This is a genomic window from Ochrobactrum sp. PL_is501, assembly GCF_055816895.1.
Map to the genome: position 1 here is coordinate 225,607 of NZ_JBVPGR010000031.1, position 25,981 is coordinate 251,587.

29 protein-coding genes and 1 pseudogene are annotated in these 25,981 nt (G+C 58.1%); 12 read left to right on the plus strand and 18 right to left on the minus strand.

The features are described 5' to 3' along the window. The first annotated feature begins 41 nt into the window (after positions 1-41). The 3 genes from AC0TOF_RS06885 (at position 42) to rsmA (ending at position 2,977) form a co-directional block, all read left to right on the plus strand. Entirely contained in the window at positions 42-1,001 is a 960-nt protein-coding gene (locus AC0TOF_RS06885; RefSeq protein ID WP_473767642.1) for a peptidylprolyl isomerase, read from the plus strand. Between the two features lie 111 nt (positions 1,002-1,112). Beyond that, on the plus strand, positions 1,113-2,138 hold the full coding sequence (gene pdxA, locus AC0TOF_RS06890) for a 4-hydroxythreonine-4-phosphate dehydrogenase PdxA (protein ID WP_473767643.1): 1,026 nt from the start codon (positions 1,113-1,115) through the stop codon (positions 2,136-2,138). A gap of 2 nt (positions 2,139-2,140) precedes the next feature. Next, complete coding sequence (rsmA, locus tag AC0TOF_RS06895) at positions 2,141-2,977, plus strand: 16S rRNA (adenine(1518)-N(6)/adenine(1519)-N(6))-dimethyltransferase RsmA (protein WP_473767644.1); 837 nt, start codon at positions 2,141-2,143, stop codon at positions 2,975-2,977. Here the strand turns inward: rsmA and AC0TOF_RS06900 are convergent, their stop codons facing one another. The 5 genes from AC0TOF_RS06900 to cysS all read right to left on the minus strand — a co-directional run bounded on the left by AC0TOF_RS06900 (position 2,978) and on the right by cysS (position 9,578). Continuing rightward, positions 2,978-4,720 carry a peptidoglycan DD-metalloendopeptidase family protein gene (locus AC0TOF_RS06900; RefSeq protein ID WP_473767645.1) on the minus strand — a complete coding sequence of 581 codons (1,743 nt, stop codon included), beginning with the start codon at positions 4,718-4,720 and terminating at the stop codon, positions 2,978-2,980. A 118-nt stretch (positions 4,721-4,838) separates the two neighbouring features. Then, positions 4,839-5,759 carry an EamA family transporter RarD gene (gene rarD, locus AC0TOF_RS06905; RefSeq protein WP_473767646.1) on the minus strand — a complete coding sequence of 307 codons (921 nt, stop codon included), beginning with the start codon at positions 5,757-5,759 and terminating at the stop codon, positions 4,839-4,841. A 137-nt stretch (positions 5,760-5,896) separates the two neighbouring features. Further along, positions 5,897-7,510: a citramalate synthase gene (gene cimA, locus AC0TOF_RS06910; RefSeq protein WP_122000037.1), complete on the minus strand. Its 1,614-nt coding sequence runs from the start codon at positions 7,508-7,510 to the stop codon at positions 5,897-5,899. Between the two features lie 33 nt (positions 7,511-7,543). Continuing rightward, positions 7,544-8,032, minus strand: a complete 489-nt coding sequence (locus tag AC0TOF_RS06915) for a GFA family protein (RefSeq protein WP_473767647.1) — start codon at positions 8,030-8,032, stop codon at positions 7,544-7,546. 28 nt (positions 8,033-8,060) lie between these two features. Then, entirely contained in the window at positions 8,061-9,578 is a 1,518-nt protein-coding gene (gene cysS / locus AC0TOF_RS06920) for a cysteine--tRNA ligase (RefSeq protein ID WP_473767648.1), read from the minus strand. A 383-nt stretch (positions 9,579-9,961) separates the two neighbouring features. Here cysS and AC0TOF_RS06925 point away from each other — a divergent pair, with 383 nt between their 5' ends. Further along, the gene (locus tag AC0TOF_RS06925; RefSeq protein ID WP_122000034.1) at positions 9,962-10,129 is read left to right on the plus strand and encodes a hydrolase; all 168 of its coding nucleotides are present in this window, start codon (positions 9,962-9,964) and stop codon (positions 10,127-10,129) included. A gap of 78 nt (positions 10,130-10,207) precedes the next feature. On the opposite strand, the gene AC0TOF_RS06930 is transcribed toward AC0TOF_RS06925, so the two are convergent. Further along, positions 10,208-10,987 (minus strand): SOS response-associated peptidase, encoded by a 780-nt coding sequence (locus tag AC0TOF_RS06930; RefSeq protein ID WP_473767649.1) that lies wholly within the window; start codon positions 10,985-10,987, stop codon positions 10,208-10,210. A gap of 214 nt (positions 10,988-11,201) precedes the next feature. Here AC0TOF_RS06930 and AC0TOF_RS06935 point away from each other — a divergent pair, with 214 nt between their 5' ends. From AC0TOF_RS06935 to AC0TOF_RS06950, 4 genes are all read left to right on the plus strand, one after another. Further along, complete coding sequence (locus tag AC0TOF_RS06935) at positions 11,202-11,657, plus strand: NUDIX hydrolase (protein WP_473767650.1); 456 nt, start codon at positions 11,202-11,204, stop codon at positions 11,655-11,657. Between the two features lie 71 nt (positions 11,658-11,728). Further along, on the plus strand, positions 11,729-12,103 hold the full coding sequence (locus AC0TOF_RS06940) for a TIGR02301 family protein (RefSeq protein WP_473767674.1): 375 nt from the start codon (positions 11,729-11,731) through the stop codon (positions 12,101-12,103). Positions 12,104-12,259: 156 nt separating this feature from the next. Next, positions 12,260-12,526: a hypothetical protein gene (locus tag AC0TOF_RS06945; protein ID WP_122000031.1), complete on the plus strand. Its 267-nt coding sequence runs from the start codon at positions 12,260-12,262 to the stop codon at positions 12,524-12,526. A gap of 74 nt (positions 12,527-12,600) precedes the next feature. Then, entirely contained in the window at positions 12,601-13,335 is a 735-nt protein-coding gene (locus tag AC0TOF_RS06950; protein WP_122000030.1) for a hypothetical protein, read from the plus strand. Here the strand turns inward: AC0TOF_RS06950 and AC0TOF_RS06955 are convergent, their stop codons facing one another. The 4 genes from AC0TOF_RS06955 to AC0TOF_RS06970 form a co-directional block, all read right to left on the minus strand. Continuing rightward, positions 13,336-14,337, minus strand: coding sequence for a GlxA family transcriptional regulator (locus AC0TOF_RS06955; RefSeq protein ID WP_473767651.1), 1,002 nt, complete (start codon positions 14,335-14,337; stop codon positions 13,336-13,338). Continuing rightward, complete coding sequence (locus tag AC0TOF_RS06960) at positions 14,334-14,900, minus strand: isochorismatase family protein (protein WP_473767652.1); 567 nt, start codon at positions 14,898-14,900, stop codon at positions 14,334-14,336. The genes AC0TOF_RS06955 and AC0TOF_RS06960 overlap by 4 nt, the downstream gene beginning before the upstream one ends. A 117-nt stretch (positions 14,901-15,017) precedes the next feature. Further along, positions 15,018-15,305, minus strand: a complete 288-nt coding sequence (locus AC0TOF_RS06965; protein WP_473767653.1) for a YciI family protein — start codon at positions 15,303-15,305, stop codon at positions 15,018-15,020. Positions 15,306-15,315: 10 nt separating this feature from the next. Continuing rightward, complete coding sequence (locus tag AC0TOF_RS06970; RefSeq protein WP_473767654.1) at positions 15,316-16,650, minus strand: dihydroorotase; 1,335 nt, start codon at positions 16,648-16,650, stop codon at positions 15,316-15,318. Between the two features lie 85 nt (positions 16,651-16,735). Between AC0TOF_RS06970 and ygfZ the strand changes: the two genes are divergently transcribed. Genes ygfZ through AC0TOF_RS06985 form a run of 3 tightly spaced genes read left to right on the plus strand, consistent with a single transcriptional unit; the run spans position 16,736 to position 18,725 of the window. Then, positions 16,736-17,599, plus strand: coding sequence for a CAF17-like 4Fe-4S cluster assembly/insertion protein YgfZ (gene ygfZ / locus AC0TOF_RS06975; protein ID WP_473767655.1), 864 nt, complete (start codon positions 16,736-16,738; stop codon positions 17,597-17,599). Then, positions 17,599-18,219, plus strand: coding sequence for a YfbR-like 5'-deoxynucleotidase (locus AC0TOF_RS06980; RefSeq protein WP_473767656.1), 621 nt, complete (start codon positions 17,599-17,601; stop codon positions 18,217-18,219). The genes ygfZ and AC0TOF_RS06980 overlap by 1 nt, the downstream gene beginning before the upstream one ends. Then, positions 18,216-18,725 carry a tyrosine phosphatase family protein gene (locus AC0TOF_RS06985; protein ID WP_473767657.1) on the plus strand — a complete coding sequence of 170 codons (510 nt, stop codon included), beginning with the start codon at positions 18,216-18,218 and terminating at the stop codon, positions 18,723-18,725. The genes AC0TOF_RS06980 and AC0TOF_RS06985 overlap by 4 nt, the downstream gene beginning before the upstream one ends. A gap of 49 nt (positions 18,726-18,774) precedes the next feature. Here the strand turns inward: AC0TOF_RS06985 and recO are convergent, their stop codons facing one another. The 8 genes and pseudogenes from recO to AC0TOF_RS07025 form a co-directional block, all read right to left on the minus strand. Then, a complete protein-coding gene (gene recO / locus AC0TOF_RS06990; RefSeq protein ID WP_473767658.1) occupies positions 18,775-19,506 on the minus strand; it encodes a DNA repair protein RecO in 732 nt (243 codons plus the stop codon). 115 nt (positions 19,507-19,621) lie between these two features. Next, on the minus strand, positions 19,622-20,557 hold the full coding sequence (gene era, locus AC0TOF_RS06995; RefSeq protein ID WP_473767659.1) for a GTPase Era: 936 nt from the start codon (positions 20,555-20,557) through the stop codon (positions 19,622-19,624). 151 nt (positions 20,558-20,708) lie between these two features. Continuing rightward, positions 20,709-21,413, minus strand: coding sequence for a ribonuclease III (gene rnc / locus AC0TOF_RS07000; RefSeq protein ID WP_122000021.1), 705 nt, complete (start codon positions 21,411-21,413; stop codon positions 20,709-20,711). Position 21,414: 1 nt separating this feature from the next. Next, the gene (gene lepB / locus AC0TOF_RS07005; protein WP_122000020.1) at positions 21,415-22,197 is read right to left on the minus strand and encodes a signal peptidase I; all 783 of its coding nucleotides are present in this window, start codon (positions 22,195-22,197) and stop codon (positions 21,415-21,417) included. Positions 22,198-22,320: 123 nt separating this feature from the next. After that, complete coding sequence (gene acpS / locus AC0TOF_RS07010; protein ID WP_122000019.1) at positions 22,321-22,725, minus strand: holo-ACP synthase; 405 nt, start codon at positions 22,723-22,725, stop codon at positions 22,321-22,323. Next, entirely contained in the window at positions 22,722-23,297 is a 576-nt protein-coding gene (bspA, locus tag AC0TOF_RS07015) for a type IV secretion system effector BspA (RefSeq protein WP_473767660.1), read from the minus strand. The genes acpS and bspA overlap by 4 nt, the downstream gene beginning before the upstream one ends. A 41-nt stretch (positions 23,298-23,338) precedes the next feature. Beyond that, positions 23,339-24,178: an AraC family transcriptional regulator gene (locus AC0TOF_RS07020; RefSeq protein ID WP_473767675.1), complete on the minus strand. Its 840-nt coding sequence runs from the start codon at positions 24,176-24,178 to the stop codon at positions 23,339-23,341. 217 nt (positions 24,179-24,395) lie between these two features. Then, a pseudogene (locus AC0TOF_RS07025) lies at positions 24,396-24,511 on the minus strand (flagellar basal body P-ring protein FlgI); the annotation flags it as partial. Positions 24,512-24,643: 132 nt separating this feature from the next. Here AC0TOF_RS07025 and AC0TOF_RS07030 point away from each other — a divergent pair. Then, on the plus strand, positions 24,644-25,855 hold the full coding sequence (locus AC0TOF_RS07030) for an MFS transporter (protein ID WP_473767661.1): 1,212 nt from the start codon (positions 24,644-24,646) through the stop codon (positions 25,853-25,855). The last annotated feature ends 126 nt before the right edge of the window (positions 25,856-25,981 follow it).

Genomic DNA, 25,981 nt, shown 5'->3' on the forward strand with positions numbered 1-25,981 from the left:
AGAATTGTCGTTGGCTAACCGGAAGGAATCGGGAAAGAAAGATGATGATTGCAAGACCTCTTTTCGCCTCCATGCTGAGCGCCGCGATCTGCCTGACCACGCTGGGGACGGTTGCAGTTCCGGCATTCGCTGCAGGTGCGGGTTCTGAGGTCAAGGTCATCGTTTCCGGCAACGCCATCACCAATAGCGACATTCAGCACCGCATGGCCTTCCTGAAATTGCAGCGCAAGGGCGGCAATCTCAGTCAGGTTGCCAAACAGGAGCTGACCGACGAAATGTTGAAACGCATCGAAATGAAATCGCGCGGCATCAACATTTCGGATCAGCAGGTCGACGAGGCTTATGCCGGATTTGCCAGCCGCAACAAGATGAGCCTGGCGCAACTGAACCAGTTGATGAACCAGTCGGGCGTCACGCCGGATCATTTCAAGAAGTACATCATGGTCCAAATGGGCTGGGGTCGTCTTGTCAGCGCCCGCTTCCGTGCGACCGGCATGGTCAGCGAGCAGGATGCGGTCCAGCGCATGCTGAAGGAAGGCGGCAAGAAGCCCGTCGCAACCGAATACCGCCTCCAGCAGGTCATTTTCGTGGTGCCTGCTTCCAAGCGCTCCCCCGCCCTGCTTGCCAAGCGCAAGCAGGAGGCAAATGCGCTCCGCTCGCGCTTTCAGAGCTGCGATGCGACCCGTCAGCAGGCCAAGGGCATTCTTGATGTGACCGTTCGCGATCTTGGCCGCATCATCGAGCAGCAATTGCCGAACGAATGGTCGAAAGCGATCAAGTCCACGTCGGTTGGCGGCACCACCCCGCCGCAGGAAACCGAAAAGGGCGTAGAGTTCCTGGCTGTCTGCTCAACCAAGCAGGTATCGGATGACCGCGTTGCCCAGCTGGTTTTCTCCATGGAAGGCGCAGATTCTCCTGAGGGACAGGAAAAGAAGGCGGAACAGCTCAGCGAGAAATATCTGGGCGAACTGCGCGAGAAGGCGAAAATCATCAATCGCTAGAGCATTTCCGGTTTAAATGGAAACGTCGGAACCGCTTTAACTGCTTGTTTTGTCGCATTTTTCAACGCAAAACCCTGACGGTTTCATCTGTCTCCATGGAATATTGACGCGATGTCGGCAGCACCTGTTCCTCCTCTCGCCCTCAGCATTGGCGATCCATCCGGCATAGGCCCCGATGTTGCGCTTGCGGCATGGTTGCGGAGCAACGAGCTTTCGTTGCCGCCCTTTGCCTTGCTGGCAGATCCGCTGCAACTGGCCGCGCGTGCGCGACATCTCGGACTTCAAATCGAGATTGAGGACATCACCGCCGTTTCCGCCGCAAGCCGTGTATTTGCTCACGCATTGCCGGTGATTCCGCTTGTGAACAAGCTGACCGAGAGTGTTGGCAAGCCTCTGCCGGAAAACGCTGCGGGCATTATTGAAGCTATTGAGCGGGCGGTTGAACTTACCCAGAAGGGTGAGGCAGCGGCAGTCGTCACCAGCCCGATCTCGAAGAAACCGCTTTACGAAGCAGGATTCCAGCATCCCGGCCATACGGAATTTCTGGCAGAACTTGCAGGCAAACACACGGATAAGCCGGTAACGCCGGTCATGATGCTGGCAGGGCCGCAGCTTCGCGCTGTTCCAGTCACCATTCATATTCCGCTTTCCGAAGTTCCCGTGCGGCTGAACACGGCGGATATCATCGAAATTTCGCGGATTACCGCCGCCGAACTGAAAATACGCTTCGGCATTCCTTCCCCGCGACTGGCCATATCCGGGCTTAACCCGCATGCTGGCGAAGGCGGGACCATGGGCAAGGAGGACGACGCCATCATCCTTCCTGCAATCGAGGCGTTGCGCCGCGAAGGGGTAGACGCTCGCGGCCCCCTGCCTGCCGATACCATGTTTCACGCGCCTGCCCGCGCAACCTATGATGCCGCGATCTGCATGTATCACGATCAGGCGCTCATCCCCGCCAAAGCGCTGGCCTTTGACGAAACGGTAAATGTGACGCTGGGCCTTCCCTTTATTCGCACGTCGCCCGACCACGGCACCGCTTTCGATATTGCAGGCAAGGGTATCGCCCGGCCGGACAGCCTCGTGGCCGCTATTCGTCTGGCGCAGCAACTGGCAGAAAACGCGGCGAACGGTTGAGCATGAGCATAGATAATCTTCCTCCCTTGCGTGAAGTGATCGAACGGCATGACCTGATGCCGAAGAAATCGCTCGGTCAGAATTTTCTCTTCGATCTCAATCTGACCTCGAAAATTGCGCGCCTGGCAGGCAATCTGCAAGACCAGCCCGTTATTGAAGTCGGCCCCGGCCCCGGCGGCCTGACCCGCGCGCTTCTTGCGCAAGGCGCTTATGTCACGGCAATCGAGCGCGATGAACGATGCCTGGATGCGCTGGCCGAAATCGAGGCACATTATCCGGGTCGTCTGCGCATTATCTCCGGCGACGCACTGGAGCAGGATTTTTCGGCCCTGTTTCCGGACGGGCCGAAGCCGCGCATCGTTGCCAATCTGCCTTACAATGTCGGCACCCAGCTTCTGCTCAACTGGCTGCTGGTCGAGCCATGGCCGCCCTTCTATTCGTCCATGACGCTGATGTTCCAGCGCGAGGTTGCCGAACGCATCGTCGCGGCGCCCGACAGCGATCACTATGGGCGTCTGGGTGTGCTTGCCGGATGGCGAACCGTTTCCAAGATCAGCTTCGACGTGCCGCCGCAGGCATTCTCGCCGCCACCGAAGGTCATGTCGTCGGTCGTGCATATCATCCCTCGGGAAGATCCGCTGCCCTGCGACGCGCAGGCCCTCGGCCAGATCACGCAAGCTGCTTTCGGGCAGCGCCGCAAAATGCTGCGCCAGAGCCTGAAACCGGTTGGCGGAGCCGAGCTTCTCGAAAAAACAGGTATCGACGGAACACGCCGCGCCGAAACGCTCAGCGTCGAGGAATTTGTCGCGCTGGCGAATGCCTATCGACCGATAAAGTAATCAGTGGTGACGGCTGCTTTTACCCGCGGCTGACTTTGTGGTTTCGGGTACAGCAGGCATGACGGGCAGCTTCATTTCGTTGACGATCTGCCCCACATGGTCGATTTCCTCGCGGAAGCTGTTCAGGGATGAGCCGGTCAGCTTTTCACCAGCGTTGAGACGCGCTGTCAGCGGGTCGACATACTGATCGCCGACCTTGAGCTCGTAATAGAGATGCGGGCCGGTCGAGTAGCCCGTCGAGCCGACATAGGCGATCACCTCTCCCTGCTTGACCTTTTCGCCGACCCTCAAGCCCTTTCTGGCCGATGAAAGATGCGCATAGGTCGTGCTATAGCCGCCCTGATGGCGGATACGGACATATTTGCCATATCCTTTTTGATACGAGATCAGTTCCACCACGCCATCGCCTGCCGCAACGATGGGCGAGCCGGTCGGCGCGTCATAGTCGACGCCATTGTGATGTTTGCGCACATGCAGAACGGGATGAACGCGCCAGCCGAAACCATCGTTGAGACGGCCATTGGGCAGCGGCTTCGGCATGAGATATTTCGTCATGGACGAGCCATCTTCATTAAAATATCCGGCACCGCCATCGCCTTCATGTCGGTACAGGCGACGGCTTTTCCCGTCTGTCGTGAACTCGACGAAAACCAGTTCCGGTTCCGTCTCGGCACTCCTGCGGAACAGAAGGTCGATCATGTCCGGCTCTCTGGCGCCATTCAGCGAAATGCCGTTCTGCGAAGCCAGCTTTTCGACCTCGCTGACGATGGCGCCCGGCGCGCCTGCCTGCTCCAGCCGGGACGGAATGGAGCCGCTGCTGTCCGGTGCCTTTTGCGGGCGATAGGCCGTCAGCATCGCATCGCGTGACAAGCGGGCAAAGAGACGTTCGTTGCCGGTGGCCCGAAAAACGCCGTCGTCAGCTCGCCCATAAATTGCCTTATCGATATCGCCATGCACGAAGCGCGCAAGCGCGATATGCTGCTCTCCATCGGCCTGCTGCCGGGACTTGTCGACCAGCAGCTCAAGATTATCGCCCGGCACCAGTTCGGTGCGTGCCAGGGCTTCTTCCAGGCGCGCGCTGTCCTCGACAGCGATACCGGCCGCCTGCAACAACGCGCCTAATCGTTCGCGAGACTGTGGCGCAACGACAATCTCATGCACTTTTGCCCCCGCACCAACCGCCGGTTTGGCGAGGCTGACATTGATCGGCACGCCTCGCTCCAGTTCTTCCTCGGGTCGTTTCGGCATGGATTTCCGTTCGGAGTTCCCTCCGCGCAATGTGTCATCGATCTGAGATCGGTTGGAACCTTTGAGGTCGAGAACCACATGCTGATAGGTGTAGAGACGCGCGTCACCATCCTCGACGCCTTCGGCGATATCGATACGCCGCGATATGCGGCTGGCCGGATCGGCATTTACTGCTGGCAGCAGTCGCGCCTCTTTCAGTGCAGCGTGATGTTGGGTCAGGGTCGTTGGGTTCACCAAGACAGGTTGTGCGGCGTGACCATGGCGCACAAGCCGCCCGGTCGTAAACAGAAGTCCGCCTCCGGCAATGACCGTTGCGGCTGCCAGCGCCAGACAGAACCGCAGATGGGTATGCAAGGAAAACCGGACCTGCCTGAATGGTTTCAAGCTGTGGGAGGAAAGCGGCTCGCCCTTCAGGGCGGCGCCAAAGGCCGCAAGCTCCCGCTCCGCCGTTGCAGCAGCCCTTGTTTCGCTTGCTGAAGCTGATCCGAAGGCCATTTTAACAGTTCTCTACCGCTGGATTATCGACGGATAAGCGATAAAGACAGCGGCTAAAATAAGGCTCGCCGCGGAGATATCCACGGCAAGCGAACCAGTTTCAGAAAACTGTTGTCGATCAGGCCTTCGCACGCCCCCGGCGATGTTCGATCAGCATCGACCACGTATAGAGCGCAAGCCCCGCCCAGATCAGCGCGAAGGCACCGAGCTGCGCGGCCGAAAACGGCTCGTGGAAAATGAAGATGGCGAAGAAGAACAGCATCGTCGGCGTCATATATTGCATGAGACCGATGGTCGTATAACGAAGCAGCTTCGCGCCGCCTGCATAGAGGATCAGCGGGATAGCCGTGAATGGTCCGGCCAGAAGCAGCATCGTCACATTAAAGGCCGGTCCGGTCGAGAAATGGTCCTGACCGTTTGCCGCCAGCCACAGCACATAGCCGAGCGCCGGAATGCACAGAATCAGCACTTCGAGCGTGAAGCCCTGCAACGGCGCCATAGGCAGTGATTTACGGAAGAATCCGTAAAGACCAAATGTGATCGGCAAGGCCAGAGATACCCAAGGCAGTCCGCCGGCATTGATAGTCAGCAAAAGCACTGCCGCAAACGCAAATCCAACGGCAACATACTGGACCTTCGTCAGACGTTCGCCAAGAAACAGCCCGCCCAGAACGACATTGAACAGCGGATTGATGTAATAGCCAAGCGCCGCACCCATCACCTGATCGTGCGCAACAGCCCAGACATAGATCGACCAGTTGGCGGTGATAAGCGCGGCTGTCAAAGCCGCCATGGCCAGCATGCGCGGCTGGCGCACCGCATTGAGAATGTCCCGGAACTGCCCGAGGGCAACCAGCAGAAGGAGCGCGACCGGCACCGACCAGATCACACGGTGCGACACGACCTCCATTGCCGGAATGTGGGATAGCGCCTTGAGATAGAATGGCAAGGCACCCCAGAGCCCATAGGCTCCAAGAGCCATCAGAAACCCGCGTGCCCCATCGGAAAGGCGCGTATCGGTGATGGTCTGATCAGACATGCCTCTCTCCTCGGGCGAAAACGGTCCGCCCATTGCAATTGGCAGACGGATCAACATGGAACCGCTATGCGCTCAACAATCCATAAAATCCATTCAATTAAACTGATCCAAGCATCAATCGCCGTGAACAGACGAGTTTACTCGGCAGCGGCCTGCCCGGCCATCGAGCGGTTTTTCATCAGCTTGTAATTGACCGAATCCATCAGCGCCTGGAACGACGCATCGATGATATTGTCCGACACGCCGACTGTGCGCCAGCGGGCGCCGGTCGCGTCGCCGGACTCGATCAGGACGCGCGTGATAGCAGCCGTTCCTCCATTGAGGATGCGCACCTTGAAATCGACCAGTTCAAGATCCTCGATCTCGGCCTGAAAGCGCCCCAGATCCTTGCGCAGTGCGATATCGAGCGCGTTGACGGGGCCGTGTCCTTCAGCCACCGACATGCGAACCTCGCCATCGACCTCCACCTTGACCACGGCTTCCGAAACAGTCTTCAGCATGCCATTGGCATCGAAGCGCCGCTCGACGAGACAGCGGAAGGATTCGACCTTGAAGAATTCCGGCTGCGGCGTCAGCATGTTGCGCGCCAGAAGCTCGAAACTCGCATCCGCGCCCTCATAGGCATAGCCCTCCGCCTCGCGCTCCTTGACCAGCGCAATCAGCGTATCAAGGCGCACATCGTCTTTCGCGACGCGAATGCCCCGGCGCTCCAGTTCGGCGATGAAATTGGACTTTCCGCCCTGATCCGAAACCATGACACGCCGGTCATTGCCAACCGATTCAGGCGGCACATGCTCGTAGGTCTGCGGCTCCTTGAGCAGCGCGGAGGCATGAATTCCGGCCTTGGTCGCGAAAGCGGAGGTGCCGGTATAGGGCGCCTGCTCTGCCGGTGCACGATTCAGGATGTCGTCGAAGGCGCGTGAAATGCGCGTGATGCCTTTCAGCGCGGCTGGCTTGATCCCCAGTTCAAAACGCTCAGACCAATAGGGTTTCAGCGCAAGGGTCGGGATCAGGGAAATGAGATTGGCATTGCCGCAGCGCTCGCCGATACCGTTGAGCGTCCCCTGCACGTGACGCACGCCTGCATCGATCGCCGCAAGCGAAACCGCAACCGCCTGCTCCGTGTCGTTATGGGCGTGGATGCCAAGGCTTTCGCCCGGAACCACAGCCGTAACGGCAGCGATGATTTCGGCGACTTCGGACGGCTGTGTGCCGCCATTCGTGTCGCAAAGAACGACCCAGCGCGCACCCGCGGAATAGGCCGCCTTGGCACAGGCAAGCGCATATTCGGGATTGGCCTTATATCCATCGAAGAAATGCTCGCAATCGACCAGCGCTTCCCGCCCTGCCATGCGTGCAGCGGTGACCGAGGCCGTGATCGACTCCAGGTTTTCCTCATTGGTGCAGCCCAGCGCGAGCCGGACATGATAGTCCCAGCTTTTGGCAACAAAGCAAACCGCGTCGGCAGAGGCTTGCAACAGGCTGGAAAGGCCGGGATCATTGGACGCCGAAACGCCTGCACGCTTCGTCATGCCGAAGGCGGCGAATTTGGCGCGAGCAGTCTGGCGGCGCTTGAAAAACGCCGTATCGGTCGGGTTGGCACCCGGATATCCGCCTTCCACATAGTCGACGCCCAGTTCTTCCAGCAGCACGACAATCGACTTCTTGTCCTCCACAGAGAAGTCGATGCCGGGTGTCTGCTGCCCATCCCTTAGCGTGGTGTCGTAGATGTAGATGCGCTCGCGTGCCATTCTTGCCTGCCTGTCGGTGGGTATGCGGTTCGGTCAACCTTGCTGTTGCGGCCAGCTTTCAGTGTCGTAATCGGGATGCTGGTAGGAAACCAACGTTCTTACATATTCGATGCTCTCCGGATCGCGTTCCGTTGGATAGCTGGGAAGATTTGCGAGCTTCGGCACATAGGACAGCTGCTTCTCGATCCCCCATTGAATGGTGGGCTCGATTTCCTCCGGCGCATCGAAAGCGCCGATGGCAAGAGCGACCCCGTCGGGCGCTTCATAGGTAAGCGGCGTGCCGCATTCAGGGCAGAAGCCACGCTGCACGTGATTGGACGAACGGAAGCGCTTCGGCTCGTTGCGAGTCCATTCCAGTTTCGCCTCTCTCACCGACACCAGCGGCGCATAGAAATTGCCGAACGCCTTCTGGCACATGCGGCAATGACAGATCGATGCGGACCCCAGCGCGCCGTCGACGCGAAAGCGCACCGCACCGCATTGGCAGCCGCCGGTATAGATCGGTTTATTATCAAGCGTCATGTCGTCCTCCCCTTGATCCAGTCTTTGGCTAACCTACCACATCCCATGTCGTGATGCGCTCGCCCGTTTCCGGGTCCTTGCCATCCTTGAGCTGGATACCTTCGTCAAGCAGTTCATCGCGAATGCGATCAGCCTCGGCCCAGTTCTTCTCATTGATAAAGCGCAGACGCTCCGCAATCCGGGCTTCGACGGCTTCGCTGTCCACTTCTGCCTTCGCAAAAACCGGAATATCTTCAGCCGTTACGAAATGCGGATCGAACAGGCCCAGCAGCGCCATGCCCTCGCCCAACCCGGCAACATCGCGCGCCTTGAAAGCCTTGCGCAATGCCGTGATCGCTGTCCAGCTGTTGAGATCGTCGGACAGGGCCTCCACCACCTCGCCGACTGCGGTCAGCGTTTCCGGCACCGTGAAATTCCTGTCGCGCAGCAGGCCATACCAGCGACGCAGCTCCTCGGCGGATTCCGCCAGACGCTGCGCCGTCCAGTTGATCGGCTCGCGATAATGCGTCTGCAACATCGACAGGCGCGCCGCCAGACCAACCCAACGGTCACGCACATTGGCGTCGTCCCACACGCCCAGTTGCGGCAGGCCCTCATTCAGCACATCGCGAATGGTGATGAAATTGCCGAGCGATTTCGACATCTTCTGCCCTTCGACCTGCAAGAAGCCGTTGTGCATCCAGATGCTCGCCATCCGCTCGGTGCCGAATGCGCAGCATGATTGCGCAATTTCATTCTCATGATGCGGAAAGACGAGATCGATGCCGCCGCCATGAATGTCGAACTGGTTCTTCAGCGGATCGTCGCATTTCAGGCCACCGCCGAACGGCTCAAGCAGTTTGGCCATCGACATTGCCGAGCATTCGATATGCCAGCCCGGACGGCCCAACACCGTGATCCCTGCGGGGGATGGCCAGCCCGGCTCGCCCTCCTTCGAAGGCTTCCACAGGACGAAATCCATTTCGTCCCGCTTGTAGGAGGCAACGTCGACGCGGGCGCCCGCCAGCATCTCATCCAGCGAACGGCGGGCAAGCGCGCCGTAGCGCGGTCCCTTCCGCTCGTTCATGGCGGACGGCGAGAAGAGGACGTGATCCTCGGCCACATAGGCCACGCCAAGCTTCACCAGACGATCGATCATGGCGCGCATCTCGTCCATATGCTCGGTCGCTCGCGGCTGAACGCTCGGTGCCAGATTGCCAAGCGCCGTCACGTCTGCCTGAAACTGCGCGTTGGTGCTTTCCGTCACCCGGCGAATGGCTTCATTGAACGGCAGGTCAGGATAATCGCGCGCGGCGCGGGCGTTGATCTTGTCATCGACGTCCGTAATGTTGCGCGCATAGGTAACGTGATCCGCGCCATAGATATGACGCAGCAGGCGGAACAACACGTCGAAAACGATCACCGGACGGGCATTGCCTATATGCGCGAAATCATAAACCGTGGGGCCGCAGACATACATGCGCACATTGTCGGCATCGAGGGGAGAAAATTCCTCCTTGGTGCGGGTCAGCGTGTTGTACAGACGCAGTTGCGGCGCATAAGCCATTGTAAATATTCCCCAAAAAGACCTGTGAAATCAGTGCGCGACTGACTGCAGCCAACTAGCCGGGGCGTTATCATCCAGTTTTTATGAAGGGAGACGAAAACGGCCGGGCCAGCAGGCTGCTAGCCAATAATAATCGCACAAATACAAATGATCGTGGTCGGCGTTTTCATGCCAGCACTTATCCTCAGCAGGGGTGCTTCCGTCAAGAACTTTCGCTACGCGCCTGATAGTTTGGCCAGATCGTCGCAAATGTTGCAATTTTGCAACATATGTACATCCTCCACAGCATCAACTGGAATACCCCAAAACCGGCTCCAAACAGCCTTCATTCGGTCTCAATCAATCACAAAATGGTGAACAGGCATTATCGAAAGGAAGGACCAATGTCTAAGAGTGAACTGCAACCCCGCCAAGACCGACTGGTTGATAAATACCGCGAGATCGGGCCTGCCGTGCTTGTTGCAGCATTGCTGAACGCAACGCGGCGCAGCAGCGACGGTCGTAACGACAATCGTCGGCGTTCCATTCTCGCCGTCAAGAAGCCCGGCTGAGAAAGCTTATCTGGTTCAGCACCCGGAGTCGGTGAAAGCGTATAAACAGCGCCAGTCCAGGAAGACTGGCGAATGCTGTCAGAACATCGAAAGCTGCCCGTCATTGCCGTCATCGGATTCGGGCTTGCTCTTTCGCTTCGCTACTGCACGCTCCGAAGATAGCTGCTCCTCCACACGATCCTGCAAATCGGGCGTCGTGTTGGCTACCTTGTTGACCTTGTCCGACACGGGAATCGCCTCGAAGAAATCATCCTGAGCCGGGCGCATTATATCCGCCACTTCCCGCGGCAGAAAACGCTTGCAGTCCAGCCAGCGGGCGAAATCTTCCGGCTGTACGACGACCGGCATCCTTTCATGGATGGGTCGCAACAGGCCGTTTGCGCTCGTCGTCAGTATGCCTCCGGTATCGACCTGCGAGCCGTCGGCGCTGCTCCATGTCTCGATCAAGCCGCCGAAAGCGACAATGCCGCCCTTTCGCGGACGCACCCAGTAAGCCTGAGCCTTGTTCTTCCCCTCGCGACGCCATTCGTAGAAGCCCGATGCCGGGATCAGGGCGCGTCGATGATTGAGAGCGGCGCGAAACGAATTCTTCTCCGCAGCCGTTTCGGAGCGGATGTTGAACATCAGCGGCCAGTCGTTCGGGTCCTTGACCCATGACGGCACAAATCCCCAACGCACCAGCAATCCGACGCGATCCGGCCTGTTGCTCCCCGGCGGCGGCGTTTCGCCGCCGATAACGGTTAGAATAGGCTGCGTCGGCGCGATATTATACCGTGGAGGAAAATCCTCCGCGATTAACGCGGCCGCGAAGGCTTCCAGCTCTTCCCGGCTTGCAGTCAATGAAAAACGTCCACACATGGCTAGTGGTCTGATTCCGACATTTGCTTCCTATTGTTACCAATGCCGAGCAAATGTCGGAATCTAAAAGACCACTGGTAAGTTTATCAATCTGGTGGATTTTTTGAATTTGACGTTTGCAACAACGTCAAATTCAATACACCAGCATGTTCAAGCTTTTTGGTGAGCGGTCAAGGGGTGCTTTTCCATTGCCAAATGGTATAGCTTGAGCATCATGAAAACAGTTCCCGTATTTCCGATACCTGCAAAGGTTCATGGTGTTTCGCTGATCTGCAGACGCGAAAGGCGGTTTCTTCTGGTCGAGCGCGGGAAAGAGCCGTGGAAGGGCTGGCTCGCCTTTCCGGGCGGCAGCATCGAACCGGGCGAAACACCGCAACAAGCGGCAATTCGTGAACTCAAGGAAGAAACAGCGCTCGATGCAAAGGTTCTGTCGCACGTCATAACCGTGGACCTGGCGCTTGAAGGCAAGGCCTATGACAAGAGCTATTTCCTGTCTGTCTTCCGGGCTATGGAATTTTCAGGCCGGGAAATGGCGGGGGACGACGCCGCATCCATTCACTGGCTGACCATAGAGGAAATGGCGTTCGCGAAAGTGACGGACAGTACCCTCGATGTCGCCCGGTCGGTGGCAGAGACCGAGGACGAGCATTCCGATATTAATCCTGTTTAGCAATCTGCCTTGAAGTGGCCCCTATTTGTGGCAATAGCTCATTTTCAGGTGAGAGGTTTCGATTGAAAGGCATTTCGTTTTTTCGACCGGCTGTCTGCCTCTCGATCGCTTTATGGGTCGGGGCGGCATTTCCGGCTTTCGCTCAGGACGCGCCCTATGAAGGGAAGATGTTGCGGCTCGCCGAAATACTCGGCTCGCTTCACTATCTGCGCAATCTGTGCGGCGAGGCTGGCAGCGAATGGCGCGATCGGATGGATGCGATCGTGACGGCGGAAAAGCCCTCCGAAGCCGAACGGGTGCGGCTCATTTCAAGCTTCAACCACGGCTATCGCGTGTTCAGCGACAATTATACCCGCTGCACCCCCTCGGCGCTTGCGGCGATAGATCGCTACATGAAGGAAGGCGGGGACTTGTCGAACGAGATCATCTCACGCTATGGAAATTAACCAATCATTCACTCTTGTGCGGATTGACAGGATTAGTTCGTTCAAATCCGTGATAATCTGTTAACACTGTCTTAAGAAGGCAGTCAGGTTGCCAGGCGGTTGAGCTCCCGCAAAACGGTGAGACACCGACAGTGCGACAGAAAGGCGAAAGCCAGGATGAAATCTATGGAACATGCACCGGTCGATCTGGACGAAATGATTGCGCGCGAGAAGAAGCTCGTTGCAATCGAATATCATAATGAGGCCTGGGCTGACGGTATCTCGGAAGGTATCGAACCGGAAATCCTTGCCGAAGCAGCCTTCACGACCGCACTTACCGAACTGATCCGTGAGGCAGGCGACGACTGCGCGCTGGAGCTGATCGAAAAGATGCGTGAGCAGATTGTAGCAGGAACCTTCCTGCCGCAGCGCATTCTTCAGTAAGAGCAGAAAAAACGCCGGTCGCGGGACCAGACCGGCGCAGCAGTTCCCTCCCGGCGTCCCCCTTCCAGCGCCAGATGTTTTTCCCGATCCGGAACTCCGCCTCGCCTCGAAATGTACTGGCAGGGATATTCCTTGCCTGCGGCATTGCCTTGCCCGCTGCAGCGGCAAATTCGTTCGATCTCGCGCTGGCGGATCAGTCGGATTTCCTGCAACGCCCCGGCGCCCGCATTGTGGCGGATGAAGGTGACAACCCTTCCCCCATTCCCCTGCCCGGCGCTCTTCCCCGCGCACTGCCGAGAATATCGCCGGACAGCGCGCCTGCCGCGGCTGCCTCCAAGCCCATGCCGGAAATCCACCGGGATTTCGACAAGCTTCCGGAACCTGTGAAGCTGATGCGTGAGCGCATGTTGCAAGCCGCCCGTTCCGGCGACATCGAGCAACTACGTCCGCTTCTCGGCGTCGAGGACAAGGCGACACAGCTCTCGCTGGAAGACCACGAGGAAGACGTTATCGATTTCCTCAAATCGCTCTCGGGCGATGAAGCAGGCCGCGAAGTTCTCGCAATCATCGTCGATCTTCTGGACACGGGCTACGTCCATCTGAATGCAGGCAAGGAGGACGAGGTCTATGTCTGGCCCTATTTCTACGCCATGCCTCTCGACAAGCTGACACCGCCGCAGATCGTGGAGCTTTTCGAGATCGTCACCGCCGGTGATTTCGAGGATATGAAGAAGGCAGGCGGCTATATTTTCTACAGTATCGGCATTGGGCCTGACGGCAGCTGGCGCTTTTTCACAGCGGGCGAATAATCAGACCGCAATGCGAAACCGGCTCGGCGGCTCCTTGTAGACCCGCTGCCAGACCCGACGAAACTGGCGCGCAGAAGCAAAGCCAGCCTTTGTCGCAACATTTTCAATATCCAGTTCCGAATTCATGAGCATCTCACGCGCGAGGCTGATCTTGAGCCGGTTGACATAATCCGTCACCGTCATTCCGGCATATTCGTTGAAAAGCCGCGAAAAATTGCGCGGGCTGGCCCCGCCGATATTTGCCAGTCTTTCCACCGACCATTCAGCTGCCGGATCATGCGCGATGGCATCCTGTGCGCGATGCACGACGGGGTTCAGGTGATTTCGCCCTTCAAGCCAGGGCGATAGCTGCGGATCATTGCCGCTGCGACGCAGATAGACGACCAGATAGCGTGCGACCGCCAGCGCCGTGGCATGATCGGTCAGCCCGGCAACAATGTGCAGCATCAGGTCGATGCCTGCGGTGATGCCCGCACTCGTCAGCCGCTCGCCATCCTCGACGAAGAGCCTGTTTTCATGAACACGCGCTGCGGGGGCCAGTCGTTCAAGTTCATCAATTGTCAGATGATGGGTGGTGCAGGAATAGCCGTCCAGCAATCCCGCACGCGCTGCGAGCAGCGCGCCGGAACAGATCGTCACGAGCCGTACGCCCGGACGCACCGCCCGGCGAAGCCACAGAACGATGTCCTTTTCCAGCACCGCATCGGCGGATCGATCGGTCTCCGCACTTCCGAGCGGAACGTCCGCCGCACCCGAAACAATGACCAGCGCGCCATCCGGCAGAGCCTCCGGCAGCGGCTCCACACCCGCGACCGAGAGGCCAATGGAACTGATCGCAGCTGGCGCGGGCCCGATATAGCGAACATCGAACCGCACCTTATTCTGCTCAAGATTTGCCTTGCGCAAAACCTCAAGCGGTCCCGCCACATCGAGCAAAAGCACACGGGGCGGGATAACGACATAAACCGGAACTATCCGGGCAATGTCCGCTTGACCACTCATGCCGCCTTCCGTTCTCCGGGCGCAGCCAGCGCCTGTTCCACAGTTACGATACGGGCAAAGCGATTTGCCAGAACAAGCTCGGTACGAGCCTTGATATCCGCAGCGCTCCATTCACGGCCAGTTGCGTCCATCATCGGGAAGGTCAAGGTCGCTTCACTGACGAAATCGACCTGATATCCGAAATCCGAAGCCTGCCGCGTAGTCGTCTCGCAGCATTGCTCGGTGCGTATGCCGGAGATCAGCACGCGGCGGATGCCGTTGGCGACCAGCCACACATCAAGCCCGCTTCCGACCAGCGCGCTATGGCGGCGCTTGCGGAAAACTGCGTCAGGTTCAATCGATAGCGGCGAGATTGCCTTCACCAGACCCGACGCTTCCGAGAACGGTCCTTCATTCTCGACGTGAAAAATCTGCACCACCGGAATACCGGCACGCTTGGCGCCATCAATCAGCGCCTGCTGGCGCTCGATATAGCCGCCAACCTCTTCGTCCCGGTAGTAAGGCCGGTGGCGGAACGACTCCTGAGCGTCGATTACCAGCAGAGCAGTATCGTGAGCGGACATTTTTGTTCTCCCTATCAAAAGACTATAGAGAGAAAATACGCCTTGCAACCAAGACCGAAAGCCGCCTTACGGACAAAGAGCGGACAGATCACGCCAATATGCTACCAGCTCCTTACCTTAAAGAAGATCACCAAGAGGAGGCGCATACTTTGCTGGCGTAAACTCGACGACATCATAAGTTGCCAGTCCATATTGCATGAAGGGGTCGAGCTTCAGTATCGAATCCAACTCACGCTTGCTGACCTTACCGCTTGCGAGGATCACGCCGCCATTTCGTGGGTTTTTCGGCCCGGAAGCCAGAAAAACACCATCCGCATATTGCCGGTCCAGAAATTCCCGATGCGCTTCAAGATGCCTCCCGATCTCCTCAAGAGGCTTGGTGTAGGTCAGGTCGACAACAAACATGAGACGACTTTCAGCGATGCGGCAATGCTTCGAGAAACTCCACCGGCTCGCCCTTGTTGGCGTTGACGATCTCCGCTTCCCACATCACCTTTATGCCGCGCACGAAAGTTCCAACCGGCCATCCGGTGACGGTCTTGCCATGATAGGGCGTCCAGCCAGCTTTCGAACCGGCTTGCTCATGCGTGATCGTTTCGCGGCGCTTCATGTCCACGATGGTGAGGTCTGCATCATAGCCGACCGCGATGCGTCCCTTGCGGGCCATGCCAAAAATGCGGTTCGGGCCGTGGCTGGAAAGATCGACGAAACGCTCCAGCGTGAGCCTGCCGGAATTGATGTGATCGAGCATGATCGGCACCAGCGTCTGCACGCCCGTCATGCCGGACGGGGAAGCCGGATAGGGCTTCTGCTTTTCTTCCAGCGTGTGCGGGGCATGGTCGGAACCGAGGACATCGACAATACCCTGATCGATGCCCTTCCACACACCGTCGCGGTGGCGCTTGTCACGCACCGGTGGGTTCATCTGGATGAGATTGCCGAGCGTCTTGTAATCGTCTGCCGACAAGGTGAGGTGGTGCGGGGTCGCTTCGCACGTCGCAACATCCTTGTGATCTTTCAGGAAGTCGATTTCCTCGGCAGTGGAGATATGTAGCACGTGAATGCGCGCACCGGTGTCGCGCGCGATGCGCACAAGCCGTTCGGTGCACTGAAGTGCTGCAATTTCATCGCGCCAGACCGGATGGCTCGACGGATCGCCCTCAACCCGCAGGCCCTTACGCTCCTCCAGCCGGAACTCGTCTTCCGAATGGAAAGCCGCGCGGCGACGCGTGTTCTTGAGGATCGAGCGCACGCCGTCGTCGTCCTCGACCAGCAGATCGCCGGTGGATGATCCCATGAATACCTTGATCCCCGCAGCGCCCGGCAGGCGTTCCAGTTCGGCAACGTCCTTCGCATTGTCGCGCGTGCCACCAACCCAGAAAGCGAAATCGCAATGCATGCGATGACGGCCACGTCTCACCTTGTCTTCCAGCGTTTCCGCCGAAGTCGTGAGCGGTTTCGTGTTCGGCATCTCAAAGACGGAAGTTACGCCGCCCAACACGGCGGCAAGAGAGCCGGTTTCGAGGTCTTCCTTCTGTTCAAGGCCGGGCTCGCGGAAATGCACCTGGCTATCCACCACGCCGGGCAGAATATGCAGACCGGTGCAATCGATCACCTCGCCCGCCGCGTGAGTGGAAAGAGAGCCTATGGCAGCGATGCGCCCATTGCGAATACCGATGTCGCGCTGGCCTATACCGTCGTGATTGACGATGGTTGCACCCTTCAAAATCGTATCGAATGTTTCGGCCATAGTTGTCTCCTGCCAGATTGATAGGACTTGCGAGCCTCTGCAATGGGGCTTACGTAACGAGGGCGCGAAAGGCAAGGACGAAGCGATGACGACGGCAGCTGAAACGGTAAATCTTTCCAACAGGGCTTTGGTTCACATCACGGGCGAAGAGGCTGAAAAGTTTCTGCAGGCTGTGATTACGACCGATCTCGACAAGCTGGGAGCCGACGACCTCAAACCGGGAGCCTTGCTCGCTCCGCAAGGGAAAATCCTGTTCGACTTTCTCGTTTCACGCATCGATGGCGGCTTGCGTTTCGATCTTCCGGCAAGCATTGCCGCCGATTTTATCAAGCGTATCACGCTCTACCGGCTGCGTGCGAAAGCCGAAATAAAGCAGTTGCCAGAATCGCTTGTCAGCGTTTCCTGGCAAACTGAATCACATTCTTCACAAAGTGATTCAATCAAGCGCGACAGCCGTTTTCCAGCCGAACTGAATGTCTACCGGATTTATGGTCAGGCAGATGGCGCAACCGATGAGAACGCATGGACGAAGCTGCGCGCGGAATATGGCATAGCGGAAGGTGAAACGGATTTCGCTTACAGCGACGTGTTCCCGCATGACGTCAACTTCGACCAGACGGGCGGCGTGTCGTTCCCGAAAGGCTGTTTCATCGGGCAGGAAGTCGTGTCCCGGATGCAGCATCGCGGCACGGCACGGCGGCGCGTTCTGGTGGCCCGCTCCGAGGCCCCTCTTCCGCCGATGGGTACGCCGCTCACCGTTGATGGACGTGAGATCGGCACAATGGGAAGCTCGGCTGATATGGTCGGCATCGCGCTTGTACGCATCGACCGGGTCAAGGATGCGATGGATGCCGGGAACGTCATTCTTGCGGGCGAGACGCCAGTCACCCTCACCTTGCCGCCGCACGTGCGGTTCGGATTTCCGGAAGCCGAAGCAGGAAACGCCTGATGGCAAGCGCCGACCGATCTTCCGGCAAGACGCGCGCCTGGCAACGCATGTTGTCGGGTCGCCGTCTCGATCTGCTCGACCCGTCCCCGCTTGATATCGAGATTGAGGACATTGCCCATGGTCTGGCCCGCGTTGCGCGATGGAACGGGCAGACTGTCGGTGAACACGCATTTTCGGTTGCCCAGCATTCGCTGCTGGTGGACCAGATATTCACCCGGCTGGTGCCCGATGCCAGCATAGAATGGCAGCTACTCTCGCTTCTGCACGATGCGCCGGAATATGTGATCGGCGACATGATTTCGCCCTTCAAGGCGGTGATGGGCGGCAGTTACAAGATGATTGAAACGCGGCTGGAAAACGCCATTCACCTGCGCTTTTCACTGCCGATCACCGTTCCCGCCCAGCTCAAGACGCTCATCAAGCGTGCCGATCAGGTCGCAGCCTTCTTTGAGGCCACGCGACTTGCAGGTTTCACCGAGATGGAAGCCGTCAAATATTTCGGGCGTCCGCGCGGTTTCGATCCGGCAGGACTGGATATCACCCCGCGCCCGACACAAGATGTGCAGACGGATTTCCTCGCACGGTTTGCGGCATTGGAAAAAGCTCGGCAGAACCGATGAACCGGATCGTCGTGGCGCCCTTGTCGCAACTGGCAACACAACTTGCCTTGCACCGGCCAAGCCATGTTGTGACGCTTGGAAGCGAAAAACCTGCGGCTCTGCCGGATGGCTATGATGCCGTGCGCCTCTCGCTGACATTCAACGATATTGTTGAACCTCGTGCGGGATTGGTTGCTCCCGATGAAAGCCACGTGCAGGCGCTTCTGGACTTCGCGAAGGGCTGGCCCATGGATGCGCCTTTGCTTATCCACTGCTACGCCGGTATTTCCCGTTCCACGGCTGCGGCTTTCATCATCGCTTCGGCTTTGAACCCCGCGCTCGATGAAAATGTGCTTGCCGGGATTGTGCGTGGTGTGTCTCCATCGGCTACGCCAAATATCCGGCTCATAGCGCTCGCAGACGATATTCTGGGGCGACAGGGGCGGATGGTTGCCGCCATACGCGCAATCGGGCGCGGAGCAGACGCATTTGAAGGTGAGGTTTTCAGCCTGGCTGTGAAAGCATGATCCCGAAAAGTGGGAACCGGTTTTCGGAAAAGATCATGCTTAAATGAAACTATGGGCTGATCGCCCGCCCGAGGGCGTTCAGAAACCCGCCGCGCGCATCGGGTGGCGTTATCGCACGTGGTTCCCAGACGTGCCGCATCAGGAAATAACCCGTCATCGTGAAGGCATGATTGATGTCGTCATAGGACGTTGCACGGACGGCCGTGTTGTTGACGAAACCCGGCAGAACCAGAAGCTTGTCGGCCCAGGGCGCGCCCGCATCACGGCAGACAGCACGTCCGGATTTTGGCGACACATAGATCAGGTCTTCCTTGACGCCCGTCGCGGCGCATTCCTTGAGATCAAGACCGAAGCCCAGTTCCTCAAGCATCATCACCTCAAAGCGCAGCACCAGTTCGCCGGAGGCCAGCGGGTCGTCAAAATGCTCGATGATAAGCCGAAGCGTTTCATAAAGACCGCGGTGCGGGTCGCGTTCCGGCAAAAGACGCAGATGGGAAGCCGCTAGTTGGATACCGTAAAGCGCCACCGGCGTTTCGATGAGGCGCGCGGCAGCAAACTCCAGCGGTTCGATGGTAAAGCTGCCCATATGCTCATCCAGCCGCGCCCACCATGTCACATCAACATGATTGCCCGGCTGGAGCAAAGGCTGCATGCGGCGGGAACGCCCGCCGCGCACCATACCCATATGGCGGCCATGCTCACGGGTCATCACTTCCACGATGGCGCTTGTCTCGCCATGGCGTCGTGTCCCGAGAATTATGCCTTCATCGCGCCATTCCATGGCCGCCAGTCTTATGAATTAGCGCATCCCGAAAAGTGTGAAACGGTTTTCGGACAAGATGCGCGCCAGTACAAAGTTAGAGCGCCGATCTGATTTCATCAGATCGAAACGCGCTCTAGGTTGGAAAATCAAGGCCCATTTCGCGATAGCGTTCCGGATCGTTGCCCCAGTTCTCACGCACCTTCACGAAAAGGAAGAGATGAACGGTCTGTTCCAGTATCTCGGAGATTTCCTTGCGCGCTGACTGCCCGATTGCCTTGATCGTCTCGCCCTTGTGACCGAGGACAATCTTCTTCTGGCTTTCGCGCTCGACATAGATGACCTGCTCGATGCGAACGGAGCCGTCCTTGCGCTCTTCCCAGCGCTCCGTTTCCACGGTCGACGCATAGGGCAGTTCTTCATGCAGACGCAGATAGAGCTTTTCGCGGGTGATTTCGGCCGCGAGCTGGCGCATCGGCATGTCGGAAATCTGGTCTTCCGGATAATACCATGGGCCGTTTGGAACATTGTCGGCCAGATATTTTGCCAGATCCTTGCAGCCCGAGCCGTTAAGCGCGGAAACCATGAAAGTCTGGTCGAATGCGACAAGCTCGTTGGCCTTGCGGGCGAGATCCAGCAGAATCGGCGGATCGACGCGATCGACCTTGTTGAGCACCAGAACCTTCTTCTGGCGCACATCCTTCATGCTCGAAAGCAGCGCTTCGGCATTTTCGTTCAAGCCGCCTTGCGAATCGAGAAGCACCAGAATGATATCGGCATCCTTGGCGCCGCCCCAGGCCGTGGTGACCATGGCGCGGTCGAGCCTGCGCTTCGGGCGGAAAATGCCCGGCGTGTCCACCAGGACAATCTGCGCCTGGTCTTCGATGAATATGCCGCGCACAAGGGCGCGCGTCGTCTGCACCTTGTGCGTGACGATTGAAACCTTGGTTCCCACAAGCTGATTGACCAGCGTGGATTTCCCCGCATTCGGCGCCCCGATCAGCGCCACGAAGCCGGAACGCGTCTGTCCTGCTTCGTTCTCGCCGTCAGCCGGCGTCGTCCGATTATTCATTGTTTATCCTTCCAGACGATATTTCCTTGCGGAACGCCGCCGTCCTCCAGCGCACGACGTCCCAGATACGACAAAACTGCACGCGAAAGCGGCATTTATCCGTATTAGACCATTATAACCGATCACGATTTAAAAATTGCCAATTCTTGCATCAAGCCGGATTGTCACGCTTCCAGACGCCTTCACGATAAAGCATCGCTTCCGCCGCGTGTTGTTCGGCTATCCGTTTTGAACGGCCCTCGCCCGTTTCCGCAGCAAAACCCTTGACCGTCACCTCCACCGTGAACAACGGATCATGGTCCGGGCCGGTGCGGCTGATGATGGAATAGGCAGGATGGACATTGCCCTGCTGGTGCGCCCATTCCTGCAGTTCCGTCTTGGCATCACGGCGGGCGGCGCCCGTTTGCAGGGACCGCTTTTCCCAGTAACGCTTGACGAAGCGTCGCGCGGCTTCAAGCCCACCATCGAGATAGATCGTGGCAATCAGCGCCTCGACGACATCGGCCCGCACATTCAAGAGGCGCTTGTCATTCAGTGACTTGATGTCGGAGCCGGTATGAATGAGATCGGCAAGACCGATCTCGTCGGCAATCGCCGCACAGGTTTCGGCATTTACCAGCGCATTGAGACGAACCGACAATTCGCCTTCGGATGCTTCCGGGAATTCATCGAACAGCATTTCGGCGACGGTCAGCCCCAGAACGCGGTCACCGAGAAATTCGAGACGTTCATAATTTGCGCGCGATGGCGCCTGCACACTTGAGTGGGTGAGCGCACGATCCAGCCGTTTCAGATTAAGAAAACGGTGTCCGGTGCGCTCTTCCAGAATTGCTGCTGTCTGATTTGCCGAAGCCATTTCAATTTCCGGTTACGGCTGTATGCGGTGTGCCATTGACTGAATTGAACAGTCGGCCAAAGCGAACTTCGGACGGCCATTTCCAGATTTCCAACGGGCTTGCCTTGTCGGCGATGGAGAAGAAAATGATGTTGGCGCGTCCGACCAGATTTTCAAACGGCACATAACCGACACCGAAGCGGCTATCGAGCGAGTTGTCGCGATTGTCGCCCATCATGAAGTAATGACCGGCGGGAACCTCGAAGACGCGCGTATCGTCACCGATGGAATTGGGCGCAAGATCGAGCGTGTCGTAGGTCACGCCTTCCGGCAGGGTTTCTCGGTAAACCTCGACCGGGCGGTTCTGCTCGGTGACATCGGGATTATTGATCGTACCGATGCGATCGCGCTTGACCGCCTGATCGTTGATATAGAGCACACCGCCGCGCATCTGCACGCGGTCGCCCGGCAGGCCGATCACGCGCTTGATATAGTCGACAGAAGGATCGCTCGGCAGCTTGAACACCACCACGTCGCCGCGCTTCGGCTCAGCGCTCCAGATACGGCCCGAAAACAGGTCCAGCCCGAACGGCAGCGAATAGCGCGAATAGCCATAGGCATATTTGGAAACGAACAGATAATCGCCTTCCAGAAGCGTTGGGCGCATGGAGCCCGATGGTATGCTGAAAGGCTGGAAAAGCAGGGTGCGGATGACCAGTGCCAGCAGCAGCGCCTGCACGATAACGCTGATGGTTTCGCCAAGGCCGCCGGATTTTTTTGTCTCACTTTTGCTGGACACGCTCATTGGATCTCCGCTTCCGATAACGCGATCTAATAACGACTATGAATGCATGACGCAATCACGCCGCCGGCAGAACGCCGGTTTATCGCACGATTATGAGCAGGAGTTTGCCTGTCACAATCACAATTATTTCGTCTCAGACAGGGCTTCGATGATAACGAAAGCCTGCGCGAGAGGAAAATCATCGGTAATTGTCAGATGTATGGCAGCGCGGGTTCCGGCGGGCAAGAGTTTCTGCAACTGTTTGGCCGCGCCGCCGGTCAAATGCATGGTGGGCTTTCCCGAAGGAGCATTGACCACGCCCATGTCCCGCCAGAAAACGCCCTGGGCTATGCCGGTTCCGAGCGCCTTGGCACAGGCTTCCTTCGCGGCGAAACGCTTTGCATAAGATGCGGCGCGCTGCTTGCGCCCATCCGATTTCTTCTGCTCGGTCTCTGTAAAGACCCTGTTGCGGAAACGGTCGCCATGCCGCTCAAGCGCACTTTCGACACGGCGAATATCGATGAGGTCGCTGCCAATACCGACAATCATGCTTTCTGAGACTCCTGTGCGCGATGCAGGCGGTGCTTTTCCGCAAGACGCTCGATACGGCGACGACGGAAGGCTGAAACCGCAAACCGGGTGACAAAATAGACCACCACGGCGAATGCGGCGCCCAGAATGGTGGAACCGAACAGCATCGGTTTCAGGAGCGGGGTCCAGATTTCATCGAAACGCATAGTTTCCAAGGCTCGTCCGAGGCGCACCGGCGGCGCATCATCGATGCTGCCATTCATGATGAAACGGCCAAGCTCGAACGTGCTTCCCCAGATGAACGGCAGCGTCAGCGGGTTGGCAAGCGTCGTGCCAAGCGCTGCGGCAGCGATATTCCCGGCGAGAAAATAGGCAAGCACAATCGCAATGATAAGATGAAAGCCGAAGAAAGGCGTAAACGCCGAGAACACGCCGACCGCCAGACCGGCAGCAACGGCATGCGGCGAGGCCGTGATACGCAGAATCCGTTTGCCACCGTACCGGAGGGAACGGGAGAAGGAGCGGCGCGGCCAGACCAGAAGCCTCAGACGCTCTTTTCTGGTCGGGGGATTACGGCGTTGAAAAAGCATGTCGTCCTATTAATGCGCTCCCATCGCAGAGACAATTATTATTATTCCGCCGCGACGCTATCGCTGCGTTCAAACGGAACAGTGTCGAGCCGCGGCAAATAGAACCGTGGCGAAACTCCGAGCATCCTGCGGAACATCGTCGTGAAAGCGGAAACGCTGTCATAACCCAGATCCAGCGCCACGCTCGTCACCGCCTCCCCTTCCGTGAGGCGGGGAACTGCGGCGAACAGGCATGCCTGCTGGCGCCAGACCGAAAGGCTTACGCCGGTTTCCCGCTGGAAATGCCGGGTGAACGAGCGTCGACTCATCGCCATCCTGTCCGCCCAGTCGTCAATTGTGGCGCGTGAAGAAGGCTTTTTCACGAATTCCCGACACAGCTTCTCCAGGCGCGGATCGGATGGAAAAGGCAGGCCCAACGAGCGTTGCGGCAGCGTGTGGAGGTCCCGCAATATAAGTTCGATCACCAGCGCATCGCGGCTGTCAGGTTCAGGCGTACTGTCCTGCGCCGTTGCATCGGTTATGAGGCACCGCATGAGATCGGTCAGCCCGACCACATGAAGATAATCCGGCACACCCGACACAGCATCGACGCAGATATAGATCGACCGCATGAAGACTTCGCCGAGAATTTCGACCGAATGTTCCACACCCGCCGGTATCCACATGGCGTGATCGCTGGGTATCATCCAACGTCCGGCATCGGTCGTCACCAGCACCACCCCTTGGGACGCACACAGAAGCTGCGCCCGGCTGTGACGATGGCGCGGCACGAAATAGCCGTCGGGATAGCGCGTCGGCAAAGCAATCACCGGCCCGCTCATGCCTTCCAGCATGGCGATGCGCTGCTCGTGGAACTTCTGCAGTTCCTCGCTTCCCGGCAGCAGCAGGCCCGGCGGCGACTTCGGTTTCATTGCAGCTCTGCCCTTTGTTTGGCCCACTCTCGAAACTATTGGACCAAATCACGAAAGCGGGCGAGAGGCAATAGTCCTATTAATAGTGTGCTGAGAATGGGTCGCGACATTCGCTGGCGAAATGAATTTGACGTTTGAGCAAGCCACATGCCTGTTCAGGCATCAAATTCGCAAATTTTCGCCGGTTTCTCATCAGAGCCTGAATCAAAAAGCGGCAGGCCGAGGCGAAAATGGCGATTTTCGAGTACCGGAGCACAATGTACTTGAACAGTACGTGAGCACCGGAACGCAGAAAATTGCCATTTGCAGACCGGCATGGCGACTTTTGGAACAGGCTCTCAACATCCGCAATTTCCTTGAAATCTCTTTTCCTGCTGTCAGATAGTGTCGCAGGAAATACACCAGAAGACTGGCTTTCATCTTCGGAGTAGCAGTATGAGCATGAGTGCTGCACAGCAGCCATCAAACAGCGGCGCGGACAATACTGTCCTCGCCATTATTCTGGCCACAAGCATGGGCCATTTCCTGAACGACATGATGCAGTCGCTCCTTCCGGCCATCTATCCGATGCTGAAGGACAACTACAGCCTGTCATTCTGGCAGATCGGGCTTTTGACGTTCACCTTCCAGATGACGGCATCGATCCTCCAGCCGCTCGTGGGTATCTACACGGACCGCAAGCCGATGCCTTATTCCCTGCCGTTCGGCATGGGCTGCACGCTTGTCGGCCTCGTCTTTCTGGCGACCGCGCATCATTATTCGATCCTGCTTCTGGGTGCGGCCTTTGTCGGCTTCGGCTCGTCGGTCTTCCATCCGGAAGCGGCACGCGTGGCACGGCTCGCCTCCGGCGGACGGCACGGCTTCGCGCAGTCGCTGTTTCAGGTGGGCGGTAATTTCGGTTCGTCCATCGGCCCACTTCTGGCAGCGTTCATCGTCCTGCCGTTCGGCCAGATCAGCGTGTCCTGGTTCTCTGTCGCCGCGCTCGTCGGCATGATGCTGCTCTGGTATGTGAGCAACTGGTACAATCGCTACCGGATTGCCAACGCCAGCAAGGCGAAACCGGACAAGACCCTTCCGCTGCCGCGCAACAAGGTGCTCGTCTCGGTTGGCGTTCTGGCGATGCTGGTTTTCACCAAGTACATCTACATGGCCAGCCTGACGAGCTACTACACGTTCTATACCATCAGCCATTTCGGCGTGACGGTGCAGGCATCGCAATTGCTTCTGTTCCTGTTTCTCGGCGCGGTCGCCGCGGGAACGATCATCGGCGGGCCCATTGGTGACAAGATCGGTGCGCGCAAGGTGATCTGGGCCTCAATCCTCGGCGTCCTGCCGTTCACGCTGGCCCTGCCCTATGCGAATCTCGAAATGACGGCTGTCCTCACGGTCATCATCGGGCTGATCCTCGCCTCGGCCTTCCCGGCCATCGTGGTATTCGCTCAGGAACTGCTGCCGGGACGTGTCGGCATGGTGTCGGGCCTGTTCTTCGGCTTTGCTTTCGGCATGGCCGGTATCGCAGCCGCCGTTCTTGGCGTCGTCGCTGACCAAAAGGGCATCGAGTATGTCTACAACATCTGCTCGTATCTGCCGCTGCTCGGCCTGCTGACAATTTTCCTGCCCAAGCTGGAAAAGAACCGCAAGGCCTGACACGTAAAACACACAGCCCGAAGGCCGTCCTGGCTTTCGGGCTGTGCTCTGAAATAGTGGAGCACCGCACGTCCCCCAACGGCGGTGCTCCCATGCTACTGACCTTCTTGACGGCCCGGTGCAGCA

Coding starts and splice junctions, on each gene's coding strand:
- AC0TOF_RS06885 (WP_473767642.1), top strand. CDS start 42: ATGATGATTGCAAGACCTCTTTTCGCCTCCATGCTGAGCGCCGCGATC.
- pdxA (WP_473767643.1), top strand. CDS start 1,113: ATGTCGGCAGCACCTGTTCCTCCTCTCGCCCTCAGCATTGGCGATCCA.
- rsmA (WP_473767644.1), top strand. CDS start 2,141: ATGAGCATAGATAATCTTCCTCCCTTGCGTGAAGTGATCGAACGGCAT.
- AC0TOF_RS06900 (WP_473767645.1), bottom strand. CDS start 4,720: ATGGCCTTCGGATCAGCTTCAGCAAGCGAAACAAGGGCTGCTGCAACG.
- rarD (WP_473767646.1), bottom strand. CDS start 5,759: ATGTCTGATCAGACCATCACCGATACGCGCCTTTCCGATGGGGCACGC.
- cimA (WP_122000037.1), bottom strand. CDS start 7,510: ATGGCACGCGAGCGCATCTACATCTACGACACCACGCTAAGGGATGGG.
- AC0TOF_RS06915 (WP_473767647.1), bottom strand. CDS start 8,032: ATGACGCTTGATAATAAACCGATCTATACCGGCGGCTGCCAATGCGGT.
- cysS (WP_473767648.1), bottom strand. CDS start 9,578: ATGGCTTATGCGCCGCAACTGCGTCTGTACAACACGCTGACCCGCACC.
- AC0TOF_RS06925 (WP_122000034.1), top strand. CDS start 9,962: ATGTCTAAGAGTGAACTGCAACCCCGCCAAGACCGACTGGTTGATAAA.
- AC0TOF_RS06930 (WP_473767649.1), bottom strand. CDS start 10,987: ATGTGTGGACGTTTTTCATTGACTGCAAGCCGGGAAGAGCTGGAAGCC.
- AC0TOF_RS06935 (WP_473767650.1), top strand. CDS start 11,202: ATGAAAACAGTTCCCGTATTTCCGATACCTGCAAAGGTTCATGGTGTT.
- AC0TOF_RS06945 (WP_122000031.1), top strand. CDS start 12,260: ATGAAATCTATGGAACATGCACCGGTCGATCTGGACGAAATGATTGCG.
- AC0TOF_RS06950 (WP_122000030.1), top strand. CDS start 12,601: ATGTTTTTCCCGATCCGGAACTCCGCCTCGCCTCGAAATGTACTGGCA.
- AC0TOF_RS06955 (WP_473767651.1), bottom strand. CDS start 14,337: ATGAGTGGTCAAGCGGACATTGCCCGGATAGTTCCGGTTTATGTCGTT.
- AC0TOF_RS06960 (WP_473767652.1), bottom strand. CDS start 14,900: ATGTCCGCTCACGATACTGCTCTGCTGGTAATCGACGCTCAGGAGTCG.
- AC0TOF_RS06965 (WP_473767653.1), bottom strand. CDS start 15,305: ATGTTTGTTGTCGACCTGACCTACACCAAGCCTCTTGAGGAGATCGGG.
- AC0TOF_RS06970 (WP_473767654.1), bottom strand. CDS start 16,650: ATGGCCGAAACATTCGATACGATTTTGAAGGGTGCAACCATCGTCAAT.
- ygfZ (WP_473767655.1), top strand. CDS start 16,736: ATGACGACGGCAGCTGAAACGGTAAATCTTTCCAACAGGGCTTTGGTT.
- AC0TOF_RS06980 (WP_473767656.1), top strand. CDS start 17,599: ATGGCAAGCGCCGACCGATCTTCCGGCAAGACGCGCGCCTGGCAACGC.
- AC0TOF_RS06985 (WP_473767657.1), top strand. CDS start 18,216: ATGAACCGGATCGTCGTGGCGCCCTTGTCGCAACTGGCAACACAACTT.
- recO (WP_473767658.1), bottom strand. CDS start 19,506: ATGGAATGGCGCGATGAAGGCATAATTCTCGGGACACGACGCCATGGC.
- era (WP_473767659.1), bottom strand. CDS start 20,557: ATGAATAATCGGACGACGCCGGCTGACGGCGAGAACGAAGCAGGACAG.
- rnc (WP_122000021.1), bottom strand. CDS start 21,413: ATGGCTTCGGCAAATCAGACAGCAGCAATTCTGGAAGAGCGCACCGGA.
- lepB (WP_122000020.1), bottom strand. CDS start 22,197: ATGAGCGTGTCCAGCAAAAGTGAGACAAAAAAATCCGGCGGCCTTGGC.
- acpS (WP_122000019.1), bottom strand. CDS start 22,725: ATGATTGTCGGTATTGGCAGCGACCTCATCGATATTCGCCGTGTCGAA.
- bspA (WP_473767660.1), bottom strand. CDS start 23,297: ATGCTTTTTCAACGCCGTAATCCCCCGACCAGAAAAGAGCGTCTGAGG.
- AC0TOF_RS07030 (WP_473767661.1), top strand. CDS start 24,644: ATGAGCATGAGTGCTGCACAGCAGCCATCAAACAGCGGCGCGGACAAT.